We start from the raw sequence: 19,755 nt of genomic DNA, 5'->3' as shown, positions 1-19,755 counted from the left end.
ATTTAAGGTTACTGGGCCGGCGCCACGCGCGTCGGCGAGAACCGCTCGATCTTTCTTCCCGGACCACCCGAGCTCGCCTGCGCATCAGGCTACCGCCGTACCTCGCTCCGCCTGGCTGTAGCTGTCCATGTAGAGGGCGAAGTCCGCCGCATCCCTGGCAGCCTCGGCCGACACCGCCGGGTAGTAGTCCTTGATATTTTCGGGTGCGACCCCGTCCCGCACGAGACCGGCAACGAGATCATAGGGGACACGCGTTCCTGATACGACCGGCACCCCGCCACGGGTCTGCGGATCCACCTCAAGTCTCTCCCTGGGCCGAAAAAGACGGGGAACAACCACGCCCTCACGAACCGCAAAGGGCTCGAAGACATCACGCAGCACCACAAGTACACGCTGACCCGGCTTCCTTACAAGATCTGTTGCCTCGCCGCCTTCGACCAGTAGAACGGTGTCACCGTCAGAGACGATCGTGTACTGCGACAGCTGCGCGGACTCACCGAGATCACGCAGGTTGTTGATCGCCTTTCTGATCTTCTGAAGCGAAACATCCTGCCGAAGAAAAACACAGGCACGAAGAGCAAGAAGATCACGAAAGGAATACAGCACCCGCGGCGATTCGGCCGAAATCTCGGGTACCAACACGGCACCCGCGCCCGTGTCTCGACGCCAGTGCGACAGCTGACGGCGGGTCGCGCCCGACAGCGCCGCTGCCATCTGAGCCGTATACGCCACGTCACCCTCCCCGCCTCTGCCAGGCCCCCAGCGCCAGAACAAGTGTCGTGAACCACTATGCACCATTAGTCATGATCATCGGATCATGACACTGTGGCCGACATCGCCAATGCTGTCACGCCGGCACACAACCGATCACGGGCGGTGCCGACTGGGGCTCCCCTGCTGGTGCGGCACGGCAGGTCGACATCGTCGCCGTCGTAGAGTCGAACCACATGCATGATCGGCAGCCCGATACGCCCGGAGCAGCCGGGTGATCGCTGGGAGAACCTGGGTAGTGCCGGGGACGGGGCAGGCCCCGCCATCGACAAAGTCGACCTGGGTGTCGATCACCAGCAGAGCGGAGCTGGCCATCTGTGGTGCGATGTGTGGGTCGAGCGCACCGGGCCAGGCAGCCATCCGCACCGTCTCCGTTCTCGTGCCATCAGCTGCGAGCGTTATTCACAGGTCGGGTCGCGAACGGGATCGTCGCAGGTCAGCGCCCGCGCGGGGAGGCAACAAAGCAAGTCTCCTCCAGCACCTCGCGCAGCGCGGCCTAGGCTTGGTCTTCGTCGGGGTCGATGTGCCCGCCCGGGTAGAGCCACTGGCCGAGTTTGTTGTGGTGCACGAGCAGCACGCATCATGGTCATCGAAGACGATCGCGAATGCGCTGAAATGCCGGATAGCGGCCATGAACCTTGGCTGTCGGGCGTGGCCAGCATCCTGGCCACCGCAGCAGTCTCGGTGAGCCGATGGCCGTCGGCGATCGATGTGTAACTGAATTGCCGATCAAGAATCATGCATCGATGTAAGCGATCGTCGACACCAGACCGCTACCGCCCGCGTCTGGCGCGCCGACCGTGCCACACGGCCTCCTGCGACCTCAGGACAGGGTGTCGGGGTCGTCCCGCCAGTCCGCCGCGATCGCCTGCACCGCCTACCACACCTATGTTCTCACCGGTATCGCGAAGCCTGCTCTACTGCGATCCATTCGCTGGCAGGACGAGCGACGAAGGTTGGTGTGGCGGGCCGGTTTACCAGCGGGTCTTGGCCCACCGTGCCGCGTCGGAGATCAGCGCTGGCAGTTCTGCCGGTGTGTCCAGTTCGGCGATGTCGGCGATCGGTACCCACAGGGCGGCGCAGACTTCCTCCAGCTGTGCGGTGAGTTCGCCGGACAGTACTCGCAGCACATACACCATGTCCACGTGCTGGTGGACCCCGATCGTGGAATCGCTGACCTGCATTTCCAGGATCGCGTACGGCGGTGCATGCACGGTGATAGCCGGGTGGGCGAACAGCGGGTCGCACACGACTTCCGCGGTGACTCCGGTCTCCTCCCGCACTTCGCGAAGCGCGGCCTGGGCCGGGTCTTCGTTGGGGTCGATGTGCCCGCCCGGGTAGAGCCACTGGCCGAGTTTGTTGTGGTGCACGAGCAGCACCTGTCCGTGGTCGTCGAAGACGATCGCGGACGCGGTGAAATGCCGGAGTGTGGTCATGAACACCGCCTTTCGGTGTGGCCCGCGGCGAGTGCCTGGATGCGGTCGGCGACCCACTCTAATGCGGCTCGTGACATGCCTGGATGAACGGGAAGCTGCAGTGTCGCCGCACACAACGCCTCGGCGTTCGGACAGGCACTGGCATACGGGGCGAAGAGCGGCCGATGGTACAGCGGCCGGTAGGCGTAACGGATCGAATCGGGCGGCAGGCCTGCGGCGGCGAACCCGGCCGCGAGCGGTTCCGCCGAATTCGAGGAGATCAGCACCAGGTTGTAGTAGTTCGGTGCGTCTTGCGGTCCGTAGCCAAGCTCGGCCAGCCGGCTGTCGTCGCCGCTCCAGCTGACCACGGCGACCCCGGCCCGGCGCACCCGGCGCACCCGGCGGGCTGGTGCCGGGCGCATCCCAACTGCTGGTGCTGGACGCTGACGGGCACGTGCGGCCGGGGGCCGATACGTCGTTGATGCGCGGGGACAGTCAGACCGCGCCGAACTGGCGGTCGCCGGCATCCCCGAGACCCGGGACGATGAAGGCGTCGTCGTTCAGCCGCTCGTCGATGCTCGCGGTGACCACCCGCACGTCGAAACCGCTCGCGTCCAGTGCCGCGATGCCCTCGGGTGCGGCGAGCACGCAGATCATGATCATACCGGTAGCCCCGCGGTCGGCCAGCAGGTTCAGGCAGTGTGCCGCTGATCCACCGGTGGCGAGCATCGGGTCCAGGAGCAGCACCGGATACCCGGCGAGGTTCTCCGGCAACGACTCCAGGTAGGCGTGGGGCTGGAAGGTCTTCTCGTCCCGGGCCAGGCCGATGAAGCCCGTCCGCGCCTCGGGCAGCAGGCCGAGCGCCGCCTCCAGCATCCCCAGCCCGGCCCGCAGCACCGGGATGACGATCGGTGCGGTGGCCAGCCTGCGCCCGCTGGTGGGGGTGAGCGGGGTGGCCACGGTGTACCCGACGGTGACCAGCTCCCGAGCAGCCTCATAGATCAGCATGGTCGCCAGTTCACGCAAGGCCACCCGGAACACGGGCGGTTCGGTGCTCTTGTTACGCAGCACCGTCAACCGCGCCGCTACCAGGGGATGTTCGACGACGTCGACCCGCACGATTCGTTCGCCTCCTGCACAGTGCCATGGTCCCGTTCACTTCCACCCGCAATGATGGGCTGCATGGCAAGCATCTCCCCCGGTGAGGACCGTCCAGTCGGTGAGGACCGTCCAGGCCGTGAGGACCGTCCAGTCGGAGCCGGCGGATCCGCGCCTGGCGCTCCGCTGCCGCGCCGGTCCGAACTGGCCCGGATGATCGATCACACTCTGTTGCGCCCCGAAGCCGTCGGCGAGGAGGTCCTCGCGTTGTGCACCGAGGCGACCGAGCTCGGAGTCGCCACGGTGTGTGTCGCGCCCACCCACGTCTACCTGGCGGCCGCCGCGGCACGTCGTAGCGGCCCGGACGGCTCACAGGCCCGATCGGCCGATCCCGCATTCGCGGTCGCCTCGGTGATCGGCTTTCCGCACGGTACCCACCTGACCGTCGTCAAGGCCGAGGAGGCACGCCGGGCGGTGGCCGACGGCGCGGACGAGATCGACCTGGTCATCGACCTGGCCTGCGCGATGGAGGGGAACTGGCGGTCGATCGAGACCGAGATCGCGGAGGTACGACTGTCGGTCCCACCGCACGTGATCCTCAAAGTGATCATCGAAAGTGCCCTGCTCCCGGACGCGAGCATCGCGGCGGCCTGCCGGGCGGCTGAAACGGCCGGTGCCGAGTTCGTGAAGACCTCGACCGGCTTTCACCCCGCCGGCGGGGCGAGCCTGCGGGCGGTACGGGTGATGCGGGCGACGATCGGTGGCCGGCTCGGCATCAAGGCCAGCGGCGGCATCCGCACCGCCGAACAGGCACTCGCGTTCGTCGAGGCCGGCGCGACCAGGCTCGGCATGTCCGCCACCCGCGACGTCCTCGCTGCCGTCCCCGAATAAGAACGCCCGGCAATAGAGCCGTCCCCGAACGTCCGCTTCGCGAAAATTCGGGGACCCTGGCACTCGGACGGGTCATCACGTGTCATTTTCGGGCCGACACCTCCTTCGCCGGCACATCCTTCGGCGGCACATCCTTCGGCGCTGGCGCCTTCGCAGCCGTCGCTGCCGCTGCCTCCGGCGACGCCGCCTTGGCTGACGCTGCCTTGGCTGACACGGCCTTGCCCGACACGGCCTTCGCCGGCGCTGGCTTCGATGACACTGCCTTGGCCGACATCGCCTTGGCTGACAGCGCCGTCGCCGACATCGCCCTGTTGGCTACGTTGAGAAACCTTTCGTTCGCGGCGGTGAGCTCCGCGGACTCGGCACCGGCCTGCTGCGCCCAGGCGTCGTAGGTGTCGCCAGCCCGATAGCCTCGCAGCACCTCGGTCAGCCGTTGCGTGCTTTCGACCGCCTCGTCATAGTGCCGTACGACGGCCGAGGCCGGGCCGAATCTGATACACAGCCGCCCATAGGCGGTGCGAGCCGCTTCGTTCGCCTCGTTGCGACGCTTGAGGCATTCCCGTGCCTCGTCGTCGTTGTCCATGATTCCCCGGGACCACAGCCCGATACATTGGCCGGTGGTCCGCTGGGATCTCGCCAGTTGCTCGGCGGCGAAGTCGAGCACGTCAAGCCATTCCTTTCCAATGGCGAGCCGTTGCGACCGCCGCGACTCCAGCCGGCCCGCCAGCGCCAGGATTCCCGGCACGCCCAGGCCGGTCACGGCCACGCTGACAATCGCGAGTACCACTACGTCCGACATGATCAGTTATGGTAGCGGATCAGCCCGGCCCATCGGGACCGCGCGACCTCGCGGGGTCGGCCTGAGCTGGGCCCGCACCCTCGGACGCAGGCCGTGCCGGTGGACGGATCACCCACCGGCTACCTGTTCACGCAGGCGGCGAGGTGGTCGTTGACCAGGCCACACGCCTGCATCAGGGCATAGGCTGTCGTCGGGCCGACAAAAACGATGCCGCTGGCTTTCAGTGCCTTCGCCAGCGCCACCGACTCAGCTGTGGAGGCGGGTACGTCGGCGATCACAGCCGGTGCCAGCGGGGCCGCCGTGGCAGCGGGCCGAAACGACCAGACCAGCTCGCCCAGAGGGCCAAAGGTGGCGCGATCATAGTTCTTTCGCGCCACCGGAGGCCCCGTCCCCCGGAGCAATACTGGCACGTCCAGCGCCAGGACCGCACGGGCATTGCTAACGGTCGCAAGAATCTTCCGCCGGTTGCGGACTATGCCCGCGTCCGCCATCAGCCGCTCGACATCAGCCGAATCGAATGACGCGACGACCGTCGGATCGAATCCCGCGAACGCGCGCCGGAAAGCCTCCCGCTTGCGCAGAATCGTCAGCCAGGAAAGACCGGACTGGAATGCTTCGAGGCTGAGGCGTTCAAACAGGCCGACGGTGTCGTGGACCGGACGCCCCCATTCCTCGTCGTGATAGGCGATGTACTCGGGCGCGGACAGTGCCCAGGGACAGCGCGGACGGCCGTCCGGCCCGGCCGCGACGCCGGTGCGCGCACGCTGCGGGCGCCCGGTGGCTGGAGCCGGGACGACGGGCACGGCATCGGCATCGGCATCCGCCGACCGGCTACCCACCGGAACGCAACCGTGCGAAACCAGGCTTGATCACATCGTTGATGATGGCGAGACGCTGATCGAACGGAATGAAGGCCGATTTCATGGCGTTCACGGTCAGCCACGAAATGTCCGACCAGCCGTAGCCGAAGGTGTCGACCAGAGTGGCGAACTCACTCGACAGCGTCACACCGCTCATCAACCGGTTGTCGGTGTTGACCGTCACCCGGAAGTGGAGCCTGCGCAGCAGACCGATGGGATGCTCGGCGATGCTGACGCACGCCCCCGTGTCCACGTTGGACGTGGGGCACATCTCCAGCGGCACCCGGACGTCACGGACGTAGTTGGCGAGCCGCCCGAGAATCACATCACCGTCCGGGTCGATGGCGATGTCATCCATGATCCGAACTCCGTGACCGAGACGGTCAGCGTTGCACCACTGCAGCGCCTCCCAGATCGACGGTAGCCCGAACGCCTCGCCGGCGTGGATCGTGTAGTGCCCGTTCGCCCGCTGCATGTACTGGAACGCATCCAGGTGGCGGGTGGGCGGGAAGCCGGCCTCGGCACCGGCGATGTCGAAACCGACGACACCCCTGTCCCGCCACCGGACGGCGGCCTCGGCGATCTCCAACGACCGGGCCGCGTGACGCATGGCGGTCACCAGGGCACGGATCTTCAGCCCGGTCCCGGCCGAACCGGCGCGGAAGCCGTCCAGAACCGCCTCGATCACCGCGTCGAGTGCGAGCCCGCCTTCGACGTGCAGCTCTGGAGCGAACCGGACCTCGGCGTAGACGACGCCGTCCGCAGCAAGATCTTCGGCGCATTCTCGGGCCACCCGAGCGAGCGCGTCCGCGGTCTGCATGACCCCGACGGTGTGGCTGAACGTCTCCAGATAACGCACCAGTGACCCGCTGTGGGCGCCACCGCGGAACCAGGTCGCAAGTTTGTCCACAGCCACGGTGGGTAGGGCGTCGTAGCCGACCTCGTCGGCGAGTTCGACGACGGTCGCGGGACGAAGGCCGCCATCGAGATGGTCGTGCAGCAGCACCTTGGGCGCCCGACGGATGGCGTCCAACGACGGTGACGGGGCGGGCGCGCTCATCGTCCGACCGTACGGGAGCCGCGGGTCGGTGCCCACAGCAGACTTCCCCGCGCCGCGGGGAATTATTGCGATCATGCACGGTAGGACACACGGTGCTCTTCCACGATCCGGTTCTGATCCGTTACCGTTCGAAACATGTGTTTTCCATCAAGCAAAGACGAAAACCGTCCATCACTGGATGAAACGGGCTCGGGCTCGGGCTCGGGCTCGGGCTCGGGCTCGGCGGTGAGCCTCCGCGACTTCGTCGACTACGTTGCCGAGTACCTTGATCGCGCCCGCTCCGGCGAGGCATTTCTGATCATCAGCGACGGGCAGGCGGTGGCCCGTCTGCTCCCGCCCGAGGATCTCGACCCGGTGGTCGCCGGTCGGCCAGGCGGTTGGCGCCACCCCGACCATCACCTTGCGCCACCAATTTCCCCGCGCGAGGTCACCACGACGGGAAACCTGAGAAAATCCATCCACAGACAGACCCCGGCGGCATACCGTCACGGTGTGAGCGAGCCTGGTGCCGCGCCGTTCTGTGACGACGAATACCCGGAAGCCGAGCAGGAAGCCGACCGGCAGGCGATCGACGCTGCCTGGGCCGAGCCCGGCGAAAACATTCCCTTCGAGGTCGTCCTTGCCGAGTTCGGTGACACCGACCTGCTCGCGTCCTGAATTACCCCGCTCACCGTCACCGCTGACCACCCTCGGTCCTACAGGTGGATGCGGTCACGGATCAGCGGTTCGACGACCGGGGGTGTGTCGCCGATCTCGACGGCGTTCGTGAGCGCTTCCAGTGCGGCCGGCAGTCGGGCGGGATCGTGGGTGTGGAGCTCCAGCAGCGGTGACCTGGCGCTGACCCTGTCCCCCACAGCCGCCAGCCACCGGACACCGGCGGTCGCCGACACCGGGTCCTCCTTGCGGGAACGGCCCGCCCCGAGCCGCCAGGCGGCAACCCCGACGGCCCTCGCCTCCAAGGTGCGCAGGAAACCGCCGGCGGGCGCGTACACGGTCTCGACATGCTCAGCGCTTGGCAGAGCGGCATCAGGGTCACCACCCTGCGCAGTGACCATCCGGCGCCACGTGTCGTACGCCGTCCCCGCCGCGAGGACGTCCGCGGGGTCCGCGCCGCCGTCCAGACCGACCAGCGCCAACATCCGCCGGGCCAACGCCACCGTGACCTCCACCAGGTCGACCGGTCCGCCGCCACACAGGGTCTCCACGGCCTCGGCAACCTCAAGGGCATGGCCGGCGGTCCGTCCAAGGGGGGTGTCCATGCCCGTGAGCAGCGCCTCGGTCGCCACGCCTTCGGCATTCCCCAGCTCGACCATGGTCTCGGCGAGCAGCCGCGCGTCCGCAGGTGAGGTCAGGAACGCCCCGGAGCCGACCTTGACGTCCAGCAACAGCGCGGACGTCCCCTCAGCGATCTTCTTGCTCATGATGGATGACGCGATCAGCGGAATCGATTCCACTGTCCCAGTCACGTCCCGAAGCGCATACAGCTTGCGGTCGGCGGGCGCGAGCCCGGCGCCGGCAGCGGCCATGAACCCGCCGACATCCCGCAGCACCGCACGCATCCGGTCGGGCGGGAGGGCCGCCTGCCAGCCGGGGATGGACTCCATCTTGTCCAGGGTCCCGCCGGTGTGGCCCAGCCCACGCCCGGCCAGTTGGGGCACTGCGGCGCCGCATGCCGCGACAAGGGGAACCACGACCAACGAGACCTTGTCACCGACCCCACCGGTGGAGTGTTTGTCCACGGTCGGACGACCCACCCCGGACAGGTCGAGGCGTTCACCGCTGGCAACCATCGCCGCGGTCCAGCGGGTCAGTTCCGCCGGCTCCATGCCCCGCCACACCACGGCCATCAGGAAAGCTGCCATCTGCTCGTCGGCCACAGCTCCGTCGGTGTAGGCGCGGACCAGCCAGTCCACGGCGTCGTCGGACAGCCGACCGCCGTCCCGCTTCGTCCTGATCAGGTCGATGACGTGGAAGGTCATGGACGGCCACCGCCGTTCGCCGGTCCGCCGATCGCGGCGGGTTCGGCACCGGGATCGGCGGGCGGTGGCAGCGCGGTGGACCCGAACGCCACTGGAAGAAGATCGCCGAGCAGACGCGGACCATCGGCCAGCGCTACCTGAAGATCCGGACCGCCGTGTTCGTGCAGCAGCTGGCGACACCGACCGCAGGGTGCGAGCGGGGTACCGGCAGCGTCCACGCAGGCGAACGCGACGAGCCGTCCGCCGCCGGACGCATACAAGGCGCCGAGCAGGTTGCATTCAGCACAGAGCGTGAGCCCGAAGGAGGCGTTCTCGACGTTGCAGCCAACAACCAGGCGGCCGTCGTCCACCACGGCTGCGGCGCCCACCCGGAGGCGGGAGTACGGAGCGTATGCACGGGCCGCAATGTCCCTCGCCATCCGCCGAAGGTGCTCCCAGTCGACAGCGCCCGCCGCCGGTGTCTCTTCGCCACCACTCGGCCTGCTCACCCGGAGACCTCCCTGTGCCCGTCCCTGTACCCGTCACATGCACCCCGCGCCCGCGATGCGGAGCTCAGCATCCCCCAGACGGGCATTGCGCAGGAAGCGGCATCAGCCGCCAGCACCAGCCGCCAGCACGGCATTGACCGGCAGAGGGCCGGACGCTGCCCGGTAGAGGCACCGCGTGTCGGGATGCTGACTCCGTGGGACATGCCACTGCCAGCCGATGTGACGATGATTACGAGTGCCCGGCAAGAGGGGCGTGGCGTCGCGGACACCGGTACCGACGGCAAGCAGGTACCGGCACGACCCAGGGACGGGCAGGACTCAGGGACGGGCAGGACAACTGTCGACACCTTCGTCCCGGGCACCGGCTCAGGCCGATGGTTGGACGACGGGCACCACTGTGATTTCCTGTTGGTAGCCAGTGGAGGATGCAATGGAGCAGCGGTCCGCCGACCTGGCCGCACCCGCACCCGCACTCGCACCCACGACCGGGGACAACGTCGAGCCGTCGACCGTCGGTCAGACCGTGCCTGCCACGCCGACACCTGCCACGCCGAGACGGCTGAGGCGGTTACGGCCGCAGGCGCTGATAGGATCAAGCTACCTGCTGCTGGCCTTTGCGCTCACCATCAGGGTCTGGTCCGAGCCCGCCCGGAACATCATCGCCGGTAATCCGAACGACACCGGCCTGTACTGTTGGTGGCTTGCCCACACCGCGCATGCGGTAACCAGCCTGTCGAACCCGTTCATCACACACCTGGCAAACGCGCCAGCAGGAATAAACGCCCTCTGGAACACATCCGTCCTGGTTCCAGGCCTGATACTGACCCCGCTGACCGTCGTCGCCGGCCCGGTGGCATCCTACAACGTGCTGGTCGTCCTGGCATTCTTGCTCTCGGCGTCGGGCGCCTACCTCTTTGCGCGCACGCTCGGCGTGCGGACGGCCCCAGCCTATGTCGGCGGCGCTGTGTACGGTTTTTCGCCGGCACTGGTGGCGGCCGGTACGGGGCATCTGAGCCTGGTTCTCGCACCGGCCATCCCGCTGTTACTCTGCCTGGTCACCGATATCGTCCGGCAGACTGGCCGGCCGCTACGAAAAGGCCTCCTGCTGGGCACGGGCGCCGGTCTCCAGCTGTTGACCGGTGAAGAGGTCCTGTTCATCACCGCGGTGACGGCCACGCTGGGACTTGCCCTGCTGATGGCGAGCCGGCCGGAATACGTCCGCCGCGCCGGCGGGTCCGCCCGCGCACTGCTGATCGCTTTCCTGTCCTGTCTCGCGCTGACCGGCATCCCCCTGGGAATTCAGTTCTTCGGATCTCCACGGAGCCACGGCAGCCCGTTTCTCACCAATTTCTTCAAAAGCGACCTGACGGGATTCTACGTTCCTTCCGCGCGGCAGTTACTGGCGTCGGCGGCACAGACCGAGCGGGCGGCCGCCTATCAGGGCGGCGCACCGGAGTACATGGCCTACCTCGGCTGGCCCCTTCTGATCATCTGTGTATCCGCGACCGTGATCGGCTTTCGTGACCTCAGGTTACGCATAGCCGGGCTCACCGGCGCGGCTCTGGCGGTCCTGACCCTGGGCAGCACGCTGCTCGTCAGGGGTATCGAGACGGGCCTGCCACTGCCATGGCACCTGGTTGCCCGCATTCCTGTCTTCGACGCGGCGCTACCCGACAGGTTTGCTCTCGGCACAGCATTGATGGCGGGACTCGTCCTCGCCATCGTTCTGGATCGGTTACCTTCTCAGCTCGACCTCGGCGGTCCGCTCACGGCAACCGTGGCCGTCGCTGTCGCCGCGGTATGCGTCCTGCCGCTGGTCCCGCGGCCATACTCCGTCGAACGATCACCTGATGTTCCGTCGTTCTTCACCACCAACGCCATTGAGATTCTCCCAGCGAATTCGAATGTACTGGTCCTGCCGTACCCGAGCGGGGTCCAGACCGCGCCACTTTTCTGGCAGGCAGCAGCCCGCTTCCATTTTTCGATGCCCGGCGGGTATTTCATCGGCCCGGCCGAAGACGGGCAGGCATTCATGGGTGGCCGAACGCCGACGGCGACGGCACGGTTCTTGACCGATGTCGGGAAGGGCATGTCCTTCGAACCCCTGACCCCGGCCCGGATCGCGCAGGCACGGGACGATTTCGCCCGCCTGCGGATACGTGCCGTCATACTCGGCCCAACCCCGCACGCGGCCGAGCTGCGCGACACGGTGACGTTTCTGGTGGGGAGCCAACCGACATTCACCGGCGGCGTGTACGTCTGGCTGCCAGCGTGACCCGAAAGCCGGATCGCGAGCACCGTGATCACGGCCATCGGACCGGTCGGTCCCGGTACGGCGGGCGGGACACACGGCCCAGGGCGCTGTCCGGTGCTGTCCCAACGCCCGACAGCGCCCGACAGCGCCCGACACAGCGCCCGACAACGCCCGACGGTTCGGCCGGAGCCGGGCATCCTCCCATCCGGTGGTGTGTGATGAAGTGGACCAACCGTCGACCACGCGGGCTTGGCGACCACAGGCACCGACACCGTGACCCACCGGGACGGTGGTACCCGCAAAGGTCGGCTACATCCGCGACGATGGGAACGAGGAGGTGAAACGGACGGATGCCGCTCTACCCTGACGCGACGCCCGAGGCTGAACAGCCCGAGGCTGGACGCAATTCACGCCCGCGCCGCCTCATCGGGGGTCGTTACCGGCTCGGTGACGAGCTCGGCCGCGGCGGCTTCGGCGTGGTCTATGCGGCCACCGACGAGCTGCTACAGCGCGAGGTCGCGGTCAAGGAGATCCGCCTTCCGCCGTCGATCTCCGCGGACGAACAGGCGGTCCTGCGCACGCGAGTCCTTCGCGAGGCGCGCTCAGCCGGCCGGCTACACCATCCGGGCCTCGTGTCGGTCTTCGACGTGCTCGATTCCGACGACCGCCCGTGGATCGTCATGGAACTGGTGGACGGTCCGTCGCTGGCGGACATCATCCGCAGCTCCGGGCCGCTGCCCCGCGAGCGGGTCGCCCGGATCGGCATCAGCCTCGGCTACGCCCTGGAAGCCGCGCACCGCAGCGGCATCGTGCACCGTGACGTGAAGCCCGCCAACGTACTGATCAGTGCCGACGGACGCGCGCGGCTGACCGACTTCGGCATCGCGCTGTCGGCCGGGGATCCGACGCTGACCCGGACCGGTGTTCTTCTCGGCTCGCCGTCCTACATCGCCCCGGAGCGGGCGCGCGGCGGAGCGGGCGGTCCAGGTAGCGATATCTGGGCACTCGGCGCGACCCTGTTCACCGCGGTGGAAGGAGGGCCGCCGTACGAGTCCGACAGCGCCATTGCAACGCTCACCGCGATCGTCGACGGACGGCGCCAGCCGTTCCGGCTCGCCGGCGCCCTCGCACCGATCATCGATGACCTCATGGCGGCGATGCCGTCGGCCCGCCCAGCCCTGCCGCGGGCGAGACAGCGGCTGCGGGAGGTCGCTGAGCGCGAGTCCGTGCGGCGTCCGGCCGGCATCGGCGCCCTCGACCCGGACCGGGAGGATGCCGGGCAGGCGGCCGCTCATCCCAGCCCGGCGTCGGCCACGGCACCGACCGCCGCACCAGCCGCCGCACCAGCCGCCGCACGAGCCGCCGCACCGGCCACGATCACCTCAATCCCGATCGAGGCCGGGACGGCTGTGGCTACCCCAACAACCGGTACAGCCGGTACAGCCGCGGCGAACACGGTCCTGCCGGCCGCACCCGGGTCGCTGCCAGGGGCGGCTTCCCGGTCGGGCACCAACCAGCGCCGGCGGCTGGTGGCCGTCATCGGCACGGCACTCGTCCTGGGCGTGGCCGGGGCTTCGGCGGCGGTACTGGGCTCGGGCGTGGACGGGTCGACCGGCAACCGCGCCGAGTCGGCTGCCGCGTCCAGCGGCACGGCAGGCCCATCCGGCACGGCAGGCCGATCCGGCAGCACCGGCCCATCCGCTACGACACGCCCATCGGGTACGGCGAGGACCTCGGCCCCGGGCGGCGCGGATGCGGCGTCACCCACTGGCACGGCGGCAGCCGATGATCCAGGCCTGCCACCGACGGACCAGACCCCGGTGGCACCGCCCGCGGGCTGGCAGTCGTATCGTGGCTCCTCCGGCTGGTCCATCGCCTACCCACAGGGGTGGGAACAGCACCCTGCCGGCGGCACCGAGCGAATCGATTTCCGCAATCCGGATACCGGGTCCTACCTGCGCATCGACACCTCAATGCAGGCGAATCCATCCGCGTTGGTGGACTGGCAGGCGCACGAACCCGGCCTGCGCGCGCAAGTACCGAACTACGAGCGGCTGCGGATTGCGCCGAGTGACGGTGGGGACGGCTCGATCCAGGCGGACTGGGAGTTTGTCTACACATCCGGAGGGAAGAAGGTGCGCGTCCTCAATCGCGGAGTTGTTCGTAACGGCCACGGCTACGCGTTGTACTGGTCGACAGCCGACGCCACCTGGTCAGCCGACCTGGCGTTGATGTGGCGGCTTTTCTCGACGTTCCGGCCAGGCCCGTGAACGGCGACCAACGGACCGCGCTGGGCAAGGGCGGCCGAAACAGCCAGCAACGCGTCTGCGAGACTTGAGACGATGGCCAGATCGACACGCCCGCCGGACGACTCCTCGCGTCACGGCACACCCCGATATGTATCTCAGCGCTACCGCCTGGATACTCCAATCGGTCGCGGTGGCGCTGGTGTCGTGTGGTGCGGCGAGGATGAGCTGCTCCAACGGCCAGTAGCGATCAAGGAGATCCTTGTTCCGCTCGCCGGCACCCAGGTCGAGCGCGATGCGATCCGAGCGCGGGTACTGCGTGAAGCCCGGGCGCTGGCCCGTCTACACAGCCCGGCGATTGTCTCCGTCTATGACGTGGCCGAAGAGGCCGAACGCCATTGGATCGTCATGGAGCTGGTGAACGCCGACAGTCTCGGAGAGGCCATCCGCACGCACGGTCCACTGCCGCCGGCACAGGTCGCGGCAATCGGGCTCACCCTCGTGGACGCGCTCGCCGCCGCGCACTCCGCAGGCGTGCTGCACCGCGACATCAAACCCGGCAACGTGCTACTCGGCCGGGACGGACATGTCCGCCTGACCGACTTCGGGATTGCGGCTACCGAGGGCGACTCTACCCTCACCGGCACGGGCGCGCTCGTCGGTTCGCCCGCCTACATCGCCCCCGAACGGGTGCGTGGTTCCTCCGGTAGTCCCGCGAGCGACATGTGGGGCCTGGGAGCCACGCTGTACGCGGCGGTGGAGGGGCAGCCCCCGTTCGAAGGACCGGAAACCTACGCGGTTCTCACTGCCGTGGTGGAGGGACGCAGGCGTCCGTTCGTGCTCGCCGGCCCGCTGCGCGACCTGCTCAGCGACCTGCTCGACCGACCCGCGCCCGAGCGTCCGGAGGCACCGGAGATCCGTCAGCGGCTGGCGCCGATCGCCCAGGGCGCCGCGGCCGTACCCGCCTCCGTCATCAACGGCCGGTCGAGACCAGGGATCAACACGCCGGACCACGGTGGCCACGCGCCGGTCGAGCCCGGTTCGGCCGGTCTTGAGGACGTCGGCGGCGATCTGCTGCCCACCGGGGACTCCGACGCCGACGCCGTGGCCCTGAGCCCGACCACGGCCGGCGGAACGACCGGCGGCCCATCCGCTGCCAACGCCGCTGGCAATCTGGCGGCCTACGCCGATGGCGATCTGGCAACCGATGGCGATGGCGATGACGACGGTCCGACCGACATCGGCGGCGTGGTCGGTACGAACGGAATCGCCGAGGTTGCGGTCGGTTCCGCTGTGCGCGAGAAGCCGCGGACCGCGCTGACCGTCGGGCTGCGCAAGGACTCCTCGCCGGCCGGCGCGGCGGGAGTCACGGGTACCACCGCTCTGACGAGTCGGCGGGGCACCGCCGGCCCGCCGGGCTCCGCCGGACTCGGCGTCGACAGACGTCCCGTGCCGGACGACGGTCTGGAACCCGTCTCGGGCGACATCGCGATCGGCCCGTCCGGAGTACTCCTTGATCGCTTCTCCCCGAATGGCAGGCCGGCGTCGAACATCAGCCACGGTGGTGAAGCTCCGGTCCGACGCGGTGTGATTATTGCCGTCGCCGCCGCGTCCGTGGCGGTTGGCGCGGCGATAGCGCTCGGCGGGATCCTCAGCCCCGGCACCGACTCCGGCCAACCACAGGAGCCCAGCGGGAACGGCACCCTGGCTGCGACCACCACGGCGGACGATCAGTACAACCTCAATCCTCGGGTACTCCCGACCGGCGTTGCACCGTCGCTCAGGTTTTCTTCTGGCCGCAGAGCGTCACCGACAACCTCCAGTAGCCCGACCGCGGCGCTACCGGTCGCCACCGAGGCGGTGACCCCCAGCCCGACCCCCACCAACGTCGCCCCGACCCCCACGACGCCGGTCGTCTCGCCCACCCCGACGGCACCCCCGACCATGTCGTCCACAGCTCCGGCGCCCACGACAGCAGCTCCGCCGCCGCCGCCTCCTCCTGCGTGACGCCCTGAAGGCCGCACGATCGGCGGGTTCGGCAGCCGTTATCGGGGAAGCACAATGAAGGCGATCACTTTCTGTGACATACCTCACCTAAGTGTCACGGGAGCTAGCATGCCCCCCCATGGGGTCGGCACTAACATCGAGTCCACACAAACCATCATCCACATGATGTCTCAAGGCGCCTTGGGGCCGCCCGAACCTGCCACGTCGGCTTCGCTCCGCCTGCCGACGCGAGAGGCTCGGGCCAGCTAAGTTACCGCGAGTCACCGGACGGAACGATCAGGACCAGCCTGTCGGAAGGCAGGTCCGGAGGAGCTTTCAGTGCCGAAGGCACCAGCGGGAACGCTCTACCGCGGCCGTGAGGGGATGTGGTCCTGGGTTGCCCACAGGATCACAGGCGTACTGATCTTTTTCTTCCTGTTCGCCCACGTCCTGGACACCGCACTCGTGCGGGTGTCACCGTCGTCCTATGACACTGTGATCGCGACCTACAAGAACCCGATCGTGAACCTGATGGAGGTAGGGCTGGTAGCCGCGGTCGTCTTCCACGCACTGAACGGGATCCGGATCACACTGATCGACTTCTGGGAGTCCGGTCCACGTTTCCAGCGTCAGATGCTCTACACGGAGATCGTCGTGTGGCTGATCCTCGTCGTCCCCGGCACGTTCTTCATGCTCAAGCACACGTTTGAGACCCTGTTCGGGAGCGCGTCCTGATGGCGACAACAATCGACGGCGCCACCGGCCCGGCCCTCGAGGCACCGCGCAGCCCGCGGCGCCGGCCGGGCAGCCCGAAGGCGCGGACGAACTTCGAGCTCTACGCGTGGCTGTTCATGCGGGTCTCCGGGATTCTGCTGCTCTTCCTGGTGCTCGGCCATCTGTTCATCATGAACATCCTCGATGGCGGTGTGCAGCGCATCGGCTTCGGTTTCGTCGCGGGCCGCTGGGCCTCGCCGTTCTGGCGGACCTGGGATCTGCTCATGCTCGTCCTCGCTGAACTGCATGGAACCAATGGCCTGCGAACAGTGATCAATGACTATGCCGATCGGCCGCAGTCCCGGTTCTGGCTCAAGATGTTGCTCTACGTGTCGGCAACCCTGGTCATCACGCTGGGATCGCTGGTCATCTTCACATTCGACCCGAACATCTCCTGATGGCGCCTGGGAAGGCGGAGGTCCAAGCGGTGCAGGTTCACAAGTACGACACGGTCATCGTGGGCGCCGGCGGCGCGGGGATGCGCGCGGCGCTCGAAGCCGGCAAGCGTTGTCGCACCGCGGTGCTGACCAAGCTGTATCCCACGCGCTCCCACACCGGCGCGGCCCAGGGCGGCATGTGCGCAGCTCTGGCCAACGTCGAGGAGGACAACTGGGAGTGGCACACCTTCGACACGATCAAGGGCGGTGACTACCTGGTCGACCAGGACGCCGCCGAGATCATGTGCAAGGAGGCCATCGACGCGGTCCTCGACCTGGAGAAGATGGGCCTGCCCTTCAACCGCACGCCCGAAGGCCGGATCGACCAGCGTCGCTTCGGTGGCCACACCCGTGACCACGGCAAGGCGCCCGTCCGACGCTCGTGCTATGCAGCCGACCGTACCGGTCACATGATCCTGCAGACGCTCTACCAGCAGTGCGTCAAGAACAACATCGAATTCTTCAACGAGTTCTACGTGCTGGACCTGCTGCTCACCGAGGGCGTCGTGGCCGGGGTGGTCGCCTACGAGCTGGCCAGCGGCGAGGTACACATCTTCCGAGCGAAGTCGGTGGTGTTCGCCAGCGGTGGGTTCGGCAAGGTGTTCAAGGTCACCTCGAACGCGCACACCCTGACCGGCGACGGGATGGGCATCATCTTCCGGCGCGGGCTGCCGCTGGAGGACATGGAGTTCTACCAGTTCCACCCGACGGGCATCTGGAAGATGGGCATTCTGCTCACGGAGGGTGCTCGCGGTGAAGGCGGCATCCTGCGAAACAAGGACGGCGAGCGCTTCATGGAGCGCTACGCGCCGACCATCAAGGACCTCGCACCCCGCGACATGGTGGCCCGGGCCATCTACACCGAGATCCGCGCCGGCCGCGGCTGCGGCGTGAACGGTGACCATGTCTATCTCGACCTGACCCACCTGCCACCCGAGCAGCTCGACGCCAAGCTCCCGGACATCACCGAGTTCGCCCGCACCTACCTGGGCATCGAGCCCTACACCGACCCGATTCCGATCCAGCCGACCGCCCACTACGCCATGGGCGGTGTCCCGACGACCATCGACGCCGAGGTGCTGGCGAACAACACCGACATCGTCGAGGGCCTGTATGCAGCCGGTGAGGTCGCATGCGTGTCCGTGCACGGTGCGAACCGGCTCGGGACGAACTCACTGCTGGATATCAACGTCTTCGGCCGCCGAGCGGGCATCGCCGCCGCCGAGCACGCAACCGCGACGCACAGTCACGCCGAGCTTCCCGAGGACCCGGCGGTCTTTGTCGACGGGCTCCTGACCAGGCTTCGCGACGGCGCGGGTACGCAGAACGTGGCGGCCATCCGCAGCGAGCTGCAGGAGACGATGGACGTCAACGCGTCGGTGTACCGGACCGAGGCGACGCTCAAGCAGGCGGTCACCGACATTGCCGGGCTGAAGGCCCGCTACCAGCAGGTCGGCGTCACCGACCGGGGCCGGCGCTACAACACCGAGCTGTTGGAGGCGGTCGAGCTGGGCTTCCTGCTCGACCTCGCCGAGTGCCTGGTCGTGAGCGCACTGGCCCGCAACGAGTCACGCGGCGGGCACTCGCGGGAGGACTATCCGAACCGGGACGACGTCAACTTCCTGCGCCACACGATGGCCTACCGCTCCGGGCCGCTCGCCGCCGGCTCGCCGGAGGCCGAGATCCGGCTGGACTACAAGCCCGTCGCCATGACCCGCTACGAACCGATGGAACGCAAGTACTGACAGGACACGTACTGACAACGCACGTACTGAAACAGAGATCGGATCCCGCTGGCCTGCCAGGCCGGGGCAGGGCTTTGATGTTCGGGTCATCCAGAGCGCGGCCTATGATGTGGTGGCCTGCACTGTGGGTCTGATGTGAGAAAGGTCCGGCGTGACTGTCACCGACGATCTATCAACCACCGCACCGGCCGATCCGGGGCCGACCACAACGGCCGGGCGGACTGTCACGCTGAAAATCCGGCGCTTCAACCCGGAGGTGAGTGCCGAGCCGCAGTGGAAGAGCTACACCGTTCCCTTCGACCCCAGCGACCGGCTGCTGGACGCCCTGCACTACGTCAAGTGGAACCTCGACGGATCGCTGTCGTTCCGGCGTTCCTGTGCCCACGGTGTGTGCGGTTCCGACGCCATGCGGATCAACGGTGCGAACCGGCTCGCCTGCAAGGTGCTGGTCAAGGACCTCGGCGCGGAGATCTCGATCGAACCGATCAAGGGACTTCCGGTCGAGAAGGACCTCATCGTCGACATGGAACCGTTCTTCGACGCTTTTCGGGCGGTCAAGCCATATCTCATACCCGAGGGCCACGAGCCGACCCGCGAGCGGTTGCAGTCCGCGGCGGACCGGGAACGCTTCGACGACACCACGAAGTGCATCATGTGCGCGGCCTGCACGACTTCGTGTCCGGTGTTCTGGAATGACGGGGAATACTTCGGTCCGGCCGCGATGGTGGCCGCGCACCGTTTCATCTTCGACAGCCGGGACGCAGGTGCCGACGAACGGCTGGAAATCCTCAACGAGCGGGAAGGAGTCTGGCGCTGCCGGACGACCTTCAACTGCTCGAACGCATGCCCTCGTGGAATTCAGGTGACCAAGGCAATTCAGGAGGTCAAGCGCGCGCTCATCTTCCGACGCTTCTGATCCGGCTGCGTCGGCCGGTGCGCACGATCGGGGGGA

The 19,755-nt window shown here is 67.7% G+C and carries 20 protein-coding genes; 10 read left to right on the top strand and 10 right to left on the bottom strand.

Annotated elements, in window-relative coordinates; translation table 11 throughout:
- Nucleotides 1-84: 84 nt before the first annotated feature.
- Both U9979_RS05875 and U9979_RS25085 read right to left on the bottom strand, forming a co-directional pair.
- Entirely contained in the window at nucleotides 85-732 is a 648-nt protein-coding gene (locus U9979_RS05875; RefSeq protein ID WP_322778560.1) for a DUF433 domain-containing protein, read from the bottom strand.
- A gap of 135 nt (nucleotides 733-867) precedes the next feature.
- Nucleotides 868-1,086, bottom strand: coding sequence for an isochorismatase family protein (locus tag U9979_RS25085; RefSeq protein ID WP_416219531.1), 219 nt, complete (start codon nucleotides 1,084-1,086; stop codon nucleotides 868-870).
- 267 nt (nucleotides 1,087-1,353) lie between these two features.
- Here U9979_RS25085 and U9979_RS05870 point away from each other — a divergent pair, with 267 nt between their 5' ends.
- Nucleotides 1,354-1,488, top strand: coding sequence for a hypothetical protein (locus U9979_RS05870; RefSeq protein ID WP_322778559.1), 135 nt, complete (start codon nucleotides 1,354-1,356; stop codon nucleotides 1,486-1,488).
- A gap of 257 nt (nucleotides 1,489-1,745) precedes the next feature.
- On the opposite strand, the gene U9979_RS05865 is transcribed toward U9979_RS05870, so the two are convergent.
- The 3 genes from U9979_RS05865 to upp form a co-directional block, all read right to left on the bottom strand.
- A complete protein-coding gene (locus U9979_RS05865; RefSeq protein WP_322778558.1) occupies nucleotides 1,746-2,207 on the bottom strand; it encodes an NUDIX hydrolase in 462 nt (153 codons plus the stop codon).
- Nucleotides 2,204-2,608, bottom strand: a complete 405-nt coding sequence (locus U9979_RS05860; protein WP_322778557.1) for a DegT/DnrJ/EryC1/StrS family aminotransferase — start codon at nucleotides 2,606-2,608, stop codon at nucleotides 2,204-2,206. The genes U9979_RS05865 and U9979_RS05860 overlap by 4 nt, the downstream gene beginning before the upstream one ends.
- Before the next feature lie 73 nt (nucleotides 2,609-2,681).
- On the bottom strand, nucleotides 2,682-3,305 hold the full coding sequence (gene upp / locus U9979_RS05855; protein ID WP_322751004.1) for a uracil phosphoribosyltransferase: 624 nt from the start codon (nucleotides 3,303-3,305) through the stop codon (nucleotides 2,682-2,684).
- A 63-nt stretch (nucleotides 3,306-3,368) separates the two neighbouring features.
- Between upp and deoC the strand changes: the two genes are divergently transcribed.
- A complete protein-coding gene (gene deoC / locus U9979_RS05850) occupies nucleotides 3,369-4,175 on the top strand; it encodes a deoxyribose-phosphate aldolase (protein WP_416219523.1) in 807 nt (268 codons plus the stop codon).
- Nucleotides 4,176-4,257: 82 nt separating this feature from the next.
- Here the strand turns inward: deoC and U9979_RS05845 are convergent, their stop codons facing one another.
- The 3 genes from U9979_RS05845 to U9979_RS05835 form a co-directional block, all read right to left on the bottom strand.
- Nucleotides 4,258-4,974 (bottom strand): hypothetical protein, encoded by a 717-nt coding sequence (locus U9979_RS05845; protein ID WP_322751006.1) that lies wholly within the window; start codon nucleotides 4,972-4,974, stop codon nucleotides 4,258-4,260.
- Between the two features lie 119 nt (nucleotides 4,975-5,093).
- Nucleotides 5,094-5,777 carry a DNA-3-methyladenine glycosylase I gene (locus tag U9979_RS05840; RefSeq protein ID WP_416219529.1) on the bottom strand — a complete coding sequence of 228 codons (684 nt, stop codon included), beginning with the start codon at nucleotides 5,775-5,777 and terminating at the stop codon, nucleotides 5,094-5,096.
- 28 nt (nucleotides 5,778-5,805) lie between these two features.
- On the bottom strand, nucleotides 5,806-6,894 hold the full coding sequence (locus tag U9979_RS05835) for an adenosine deaminase (RefSeq protein ID WP_322754469.1): 1,089 nt from the start codon (nucleotides 6,892-6,894) through the stop codon (nucleotides 5,806-5,808).
- Nucleotides 6,895-7,119: 225 nt separating this feature from the next.
- On the opposite strand from U9979_RS05835, the gene U9979_RS05830 reads away from it, so the two are divergent.
- Entirely contained in the window at nucleotides 7,120-7,551 is a 432-nt protein-coding gene (locus U9979_RS05830) for a hypothetical protein (protein WP_322778556.1), read from the top strand.
- A 38-nt stretch (nucleotides 7,552-7,589) separates the two neighbouring features.
- Here the strand turns inward: U9979_RS05830 and U9979_RS05825 are convergent, their stop codons facing one another.
- Complete coding sequence (locus tag U9979_RS05825; RefSeq protein ID WP_322778555.1) at nucleotides 7,590-8,873, bottom strand: thymidine phosphorylase; 1,284 nt, start codon at nucleotides 8,871-8,873, stop codon at nucleotides 7,590-7,592.
- On the bottom strand, nucleotides 8,870-9,361 hold the full coding sequence (locus U9979_RS05820) for a cytidine deaminase (RefSeq protein ID WP_322778554.1): 492 nt from the start codon (nucleotides 9,359-9,361) through the stop codon (nucleotides 8,870-8,872). The genes U9979_RS05825 and U9979_RS05820 overlap by 4 nt, the downstream gene beginning before the upstream one ends.
- Before the next feature lie 430 nt (nucleotides 9,362-9,791).
- On the opposite strand from U9979_RS05820, the gene U9979_RS05815 reads away from it, so the two are divergent.
- The 7 genes from U9979_RS05815 to U9979_RS05785 all read left to right on the top strand — a co-directional run bounded on the left by U9979_RS05815 (nucleotide 9,792) and on the right by U9979_RS05785 (nucleotide 19,719).
- The gene (locus U9979_RS05815) at nucleotides 9,792-11,636 is read left to right on the top strand and encodes a hypothetical protein (RefSeq protein ID WP_322778553.1); all 1,845 of its coding nucleotides are present in this window, start codon (nucleotides 9,792-9,794) and stop codon (nucleotides 11,634-11,636) included.
- Nucleotides 11,637-11,965: 329 nt separating this feature from the next.
- Nucleotides 11,966-13,885 carry a serine/threonine-protein kinase gene (locus U9979_RS05810; RefSeq protein WP_322778552.1) on the top strand — a complete coding sequence of 640 codons (1,920 nt, stop codon included), beginning with the start codon at nucleotides 11,966-11,968 and terminating at the stop codon, nucleotides 13,883-13,885.
- A 183-nt stretch (nucleotides 13,886-14,068) separates the two neighbouring features.
- A complete protein-coding gene (locus tag U9979_RS05805; RefSeq protein ID WP_416219519.1) occupies nucleotides 14,069-15,868 on the top strand; it encodes a protein kinase domain-containing protein in 1,800 nt (599 codons plus the stop codon).
- A 318-nt stretch (nucleotides 15,869-16,186) separates the two neighbouring features.
- Nucleotides 16,187-16,582: a succinate dehydrogenase, cytochrome b556 subunit gene (gene sdhC / locus U9979_RS05800; RefSeq protein WP_322749131.1), complete on the top strand. Its 396-nt coding sequence runs from the start codon at nucleotides 16,187-16,189 to the stop codon at nucleotides 16,580-16,582.
- Entirely contained in the window at nucleotides 16,582-17,019 is a 438-nt protein-coding gene (locus U9979_RS05795; protein ID WP_322749130.1) for a succinate dehydrogenase hydrophobic membrane anchor subunit, read from the top strand. The genes sdhC and U9979_RS05795 overlap by 1 nt, the downstream gene beginning before the upstream one ends.
- Before the next feature lie 29 nt (nucleotides 17,020-17,048).
- On the top strand, nucleotides 17,049-18,803 hold the full coding sequence (gene sdhA / locus U9979_RS05790; RefSeq protein WP_322778550.1) for a succinate dehydrogenase flavoprotein subunit: 1,755 nt from the start codon (nucleotides 17,049-17,051) through the stop codon (nucleotides 18,801-18,803).
- A 151-nt stretch (nucleotides 18,804-18,954) separates the two neighbouring features.
- Entirely contained in the window at nucleotides 18,955-19,719 is a 765-nt protein-coding gene (locus tag U9979_RS05785) for a succinate dehydrogenase iron-sulfur subunit (protein WP_322749129.1), read from the top strand.
- The last annotated feature ends 36 nt before the right edge of the window (nucleotides 19,720-19,755 follow it).

Source organism: Protofrankia sp. Cas4 (genome assembly GCF_963555915.1).
In the GTDB taxonomy this organism is placed as follows: domain Bacteria; phylum Actinomycetota; class Actinomycetes; order Frankiales; family Frankiaceae; genus Protofrankia.
The sequence above is the reverse complement of the archived record's forward strand: the minus strand, read 5'-3'. Positions and strand labels throughout refer to the sequence as shown.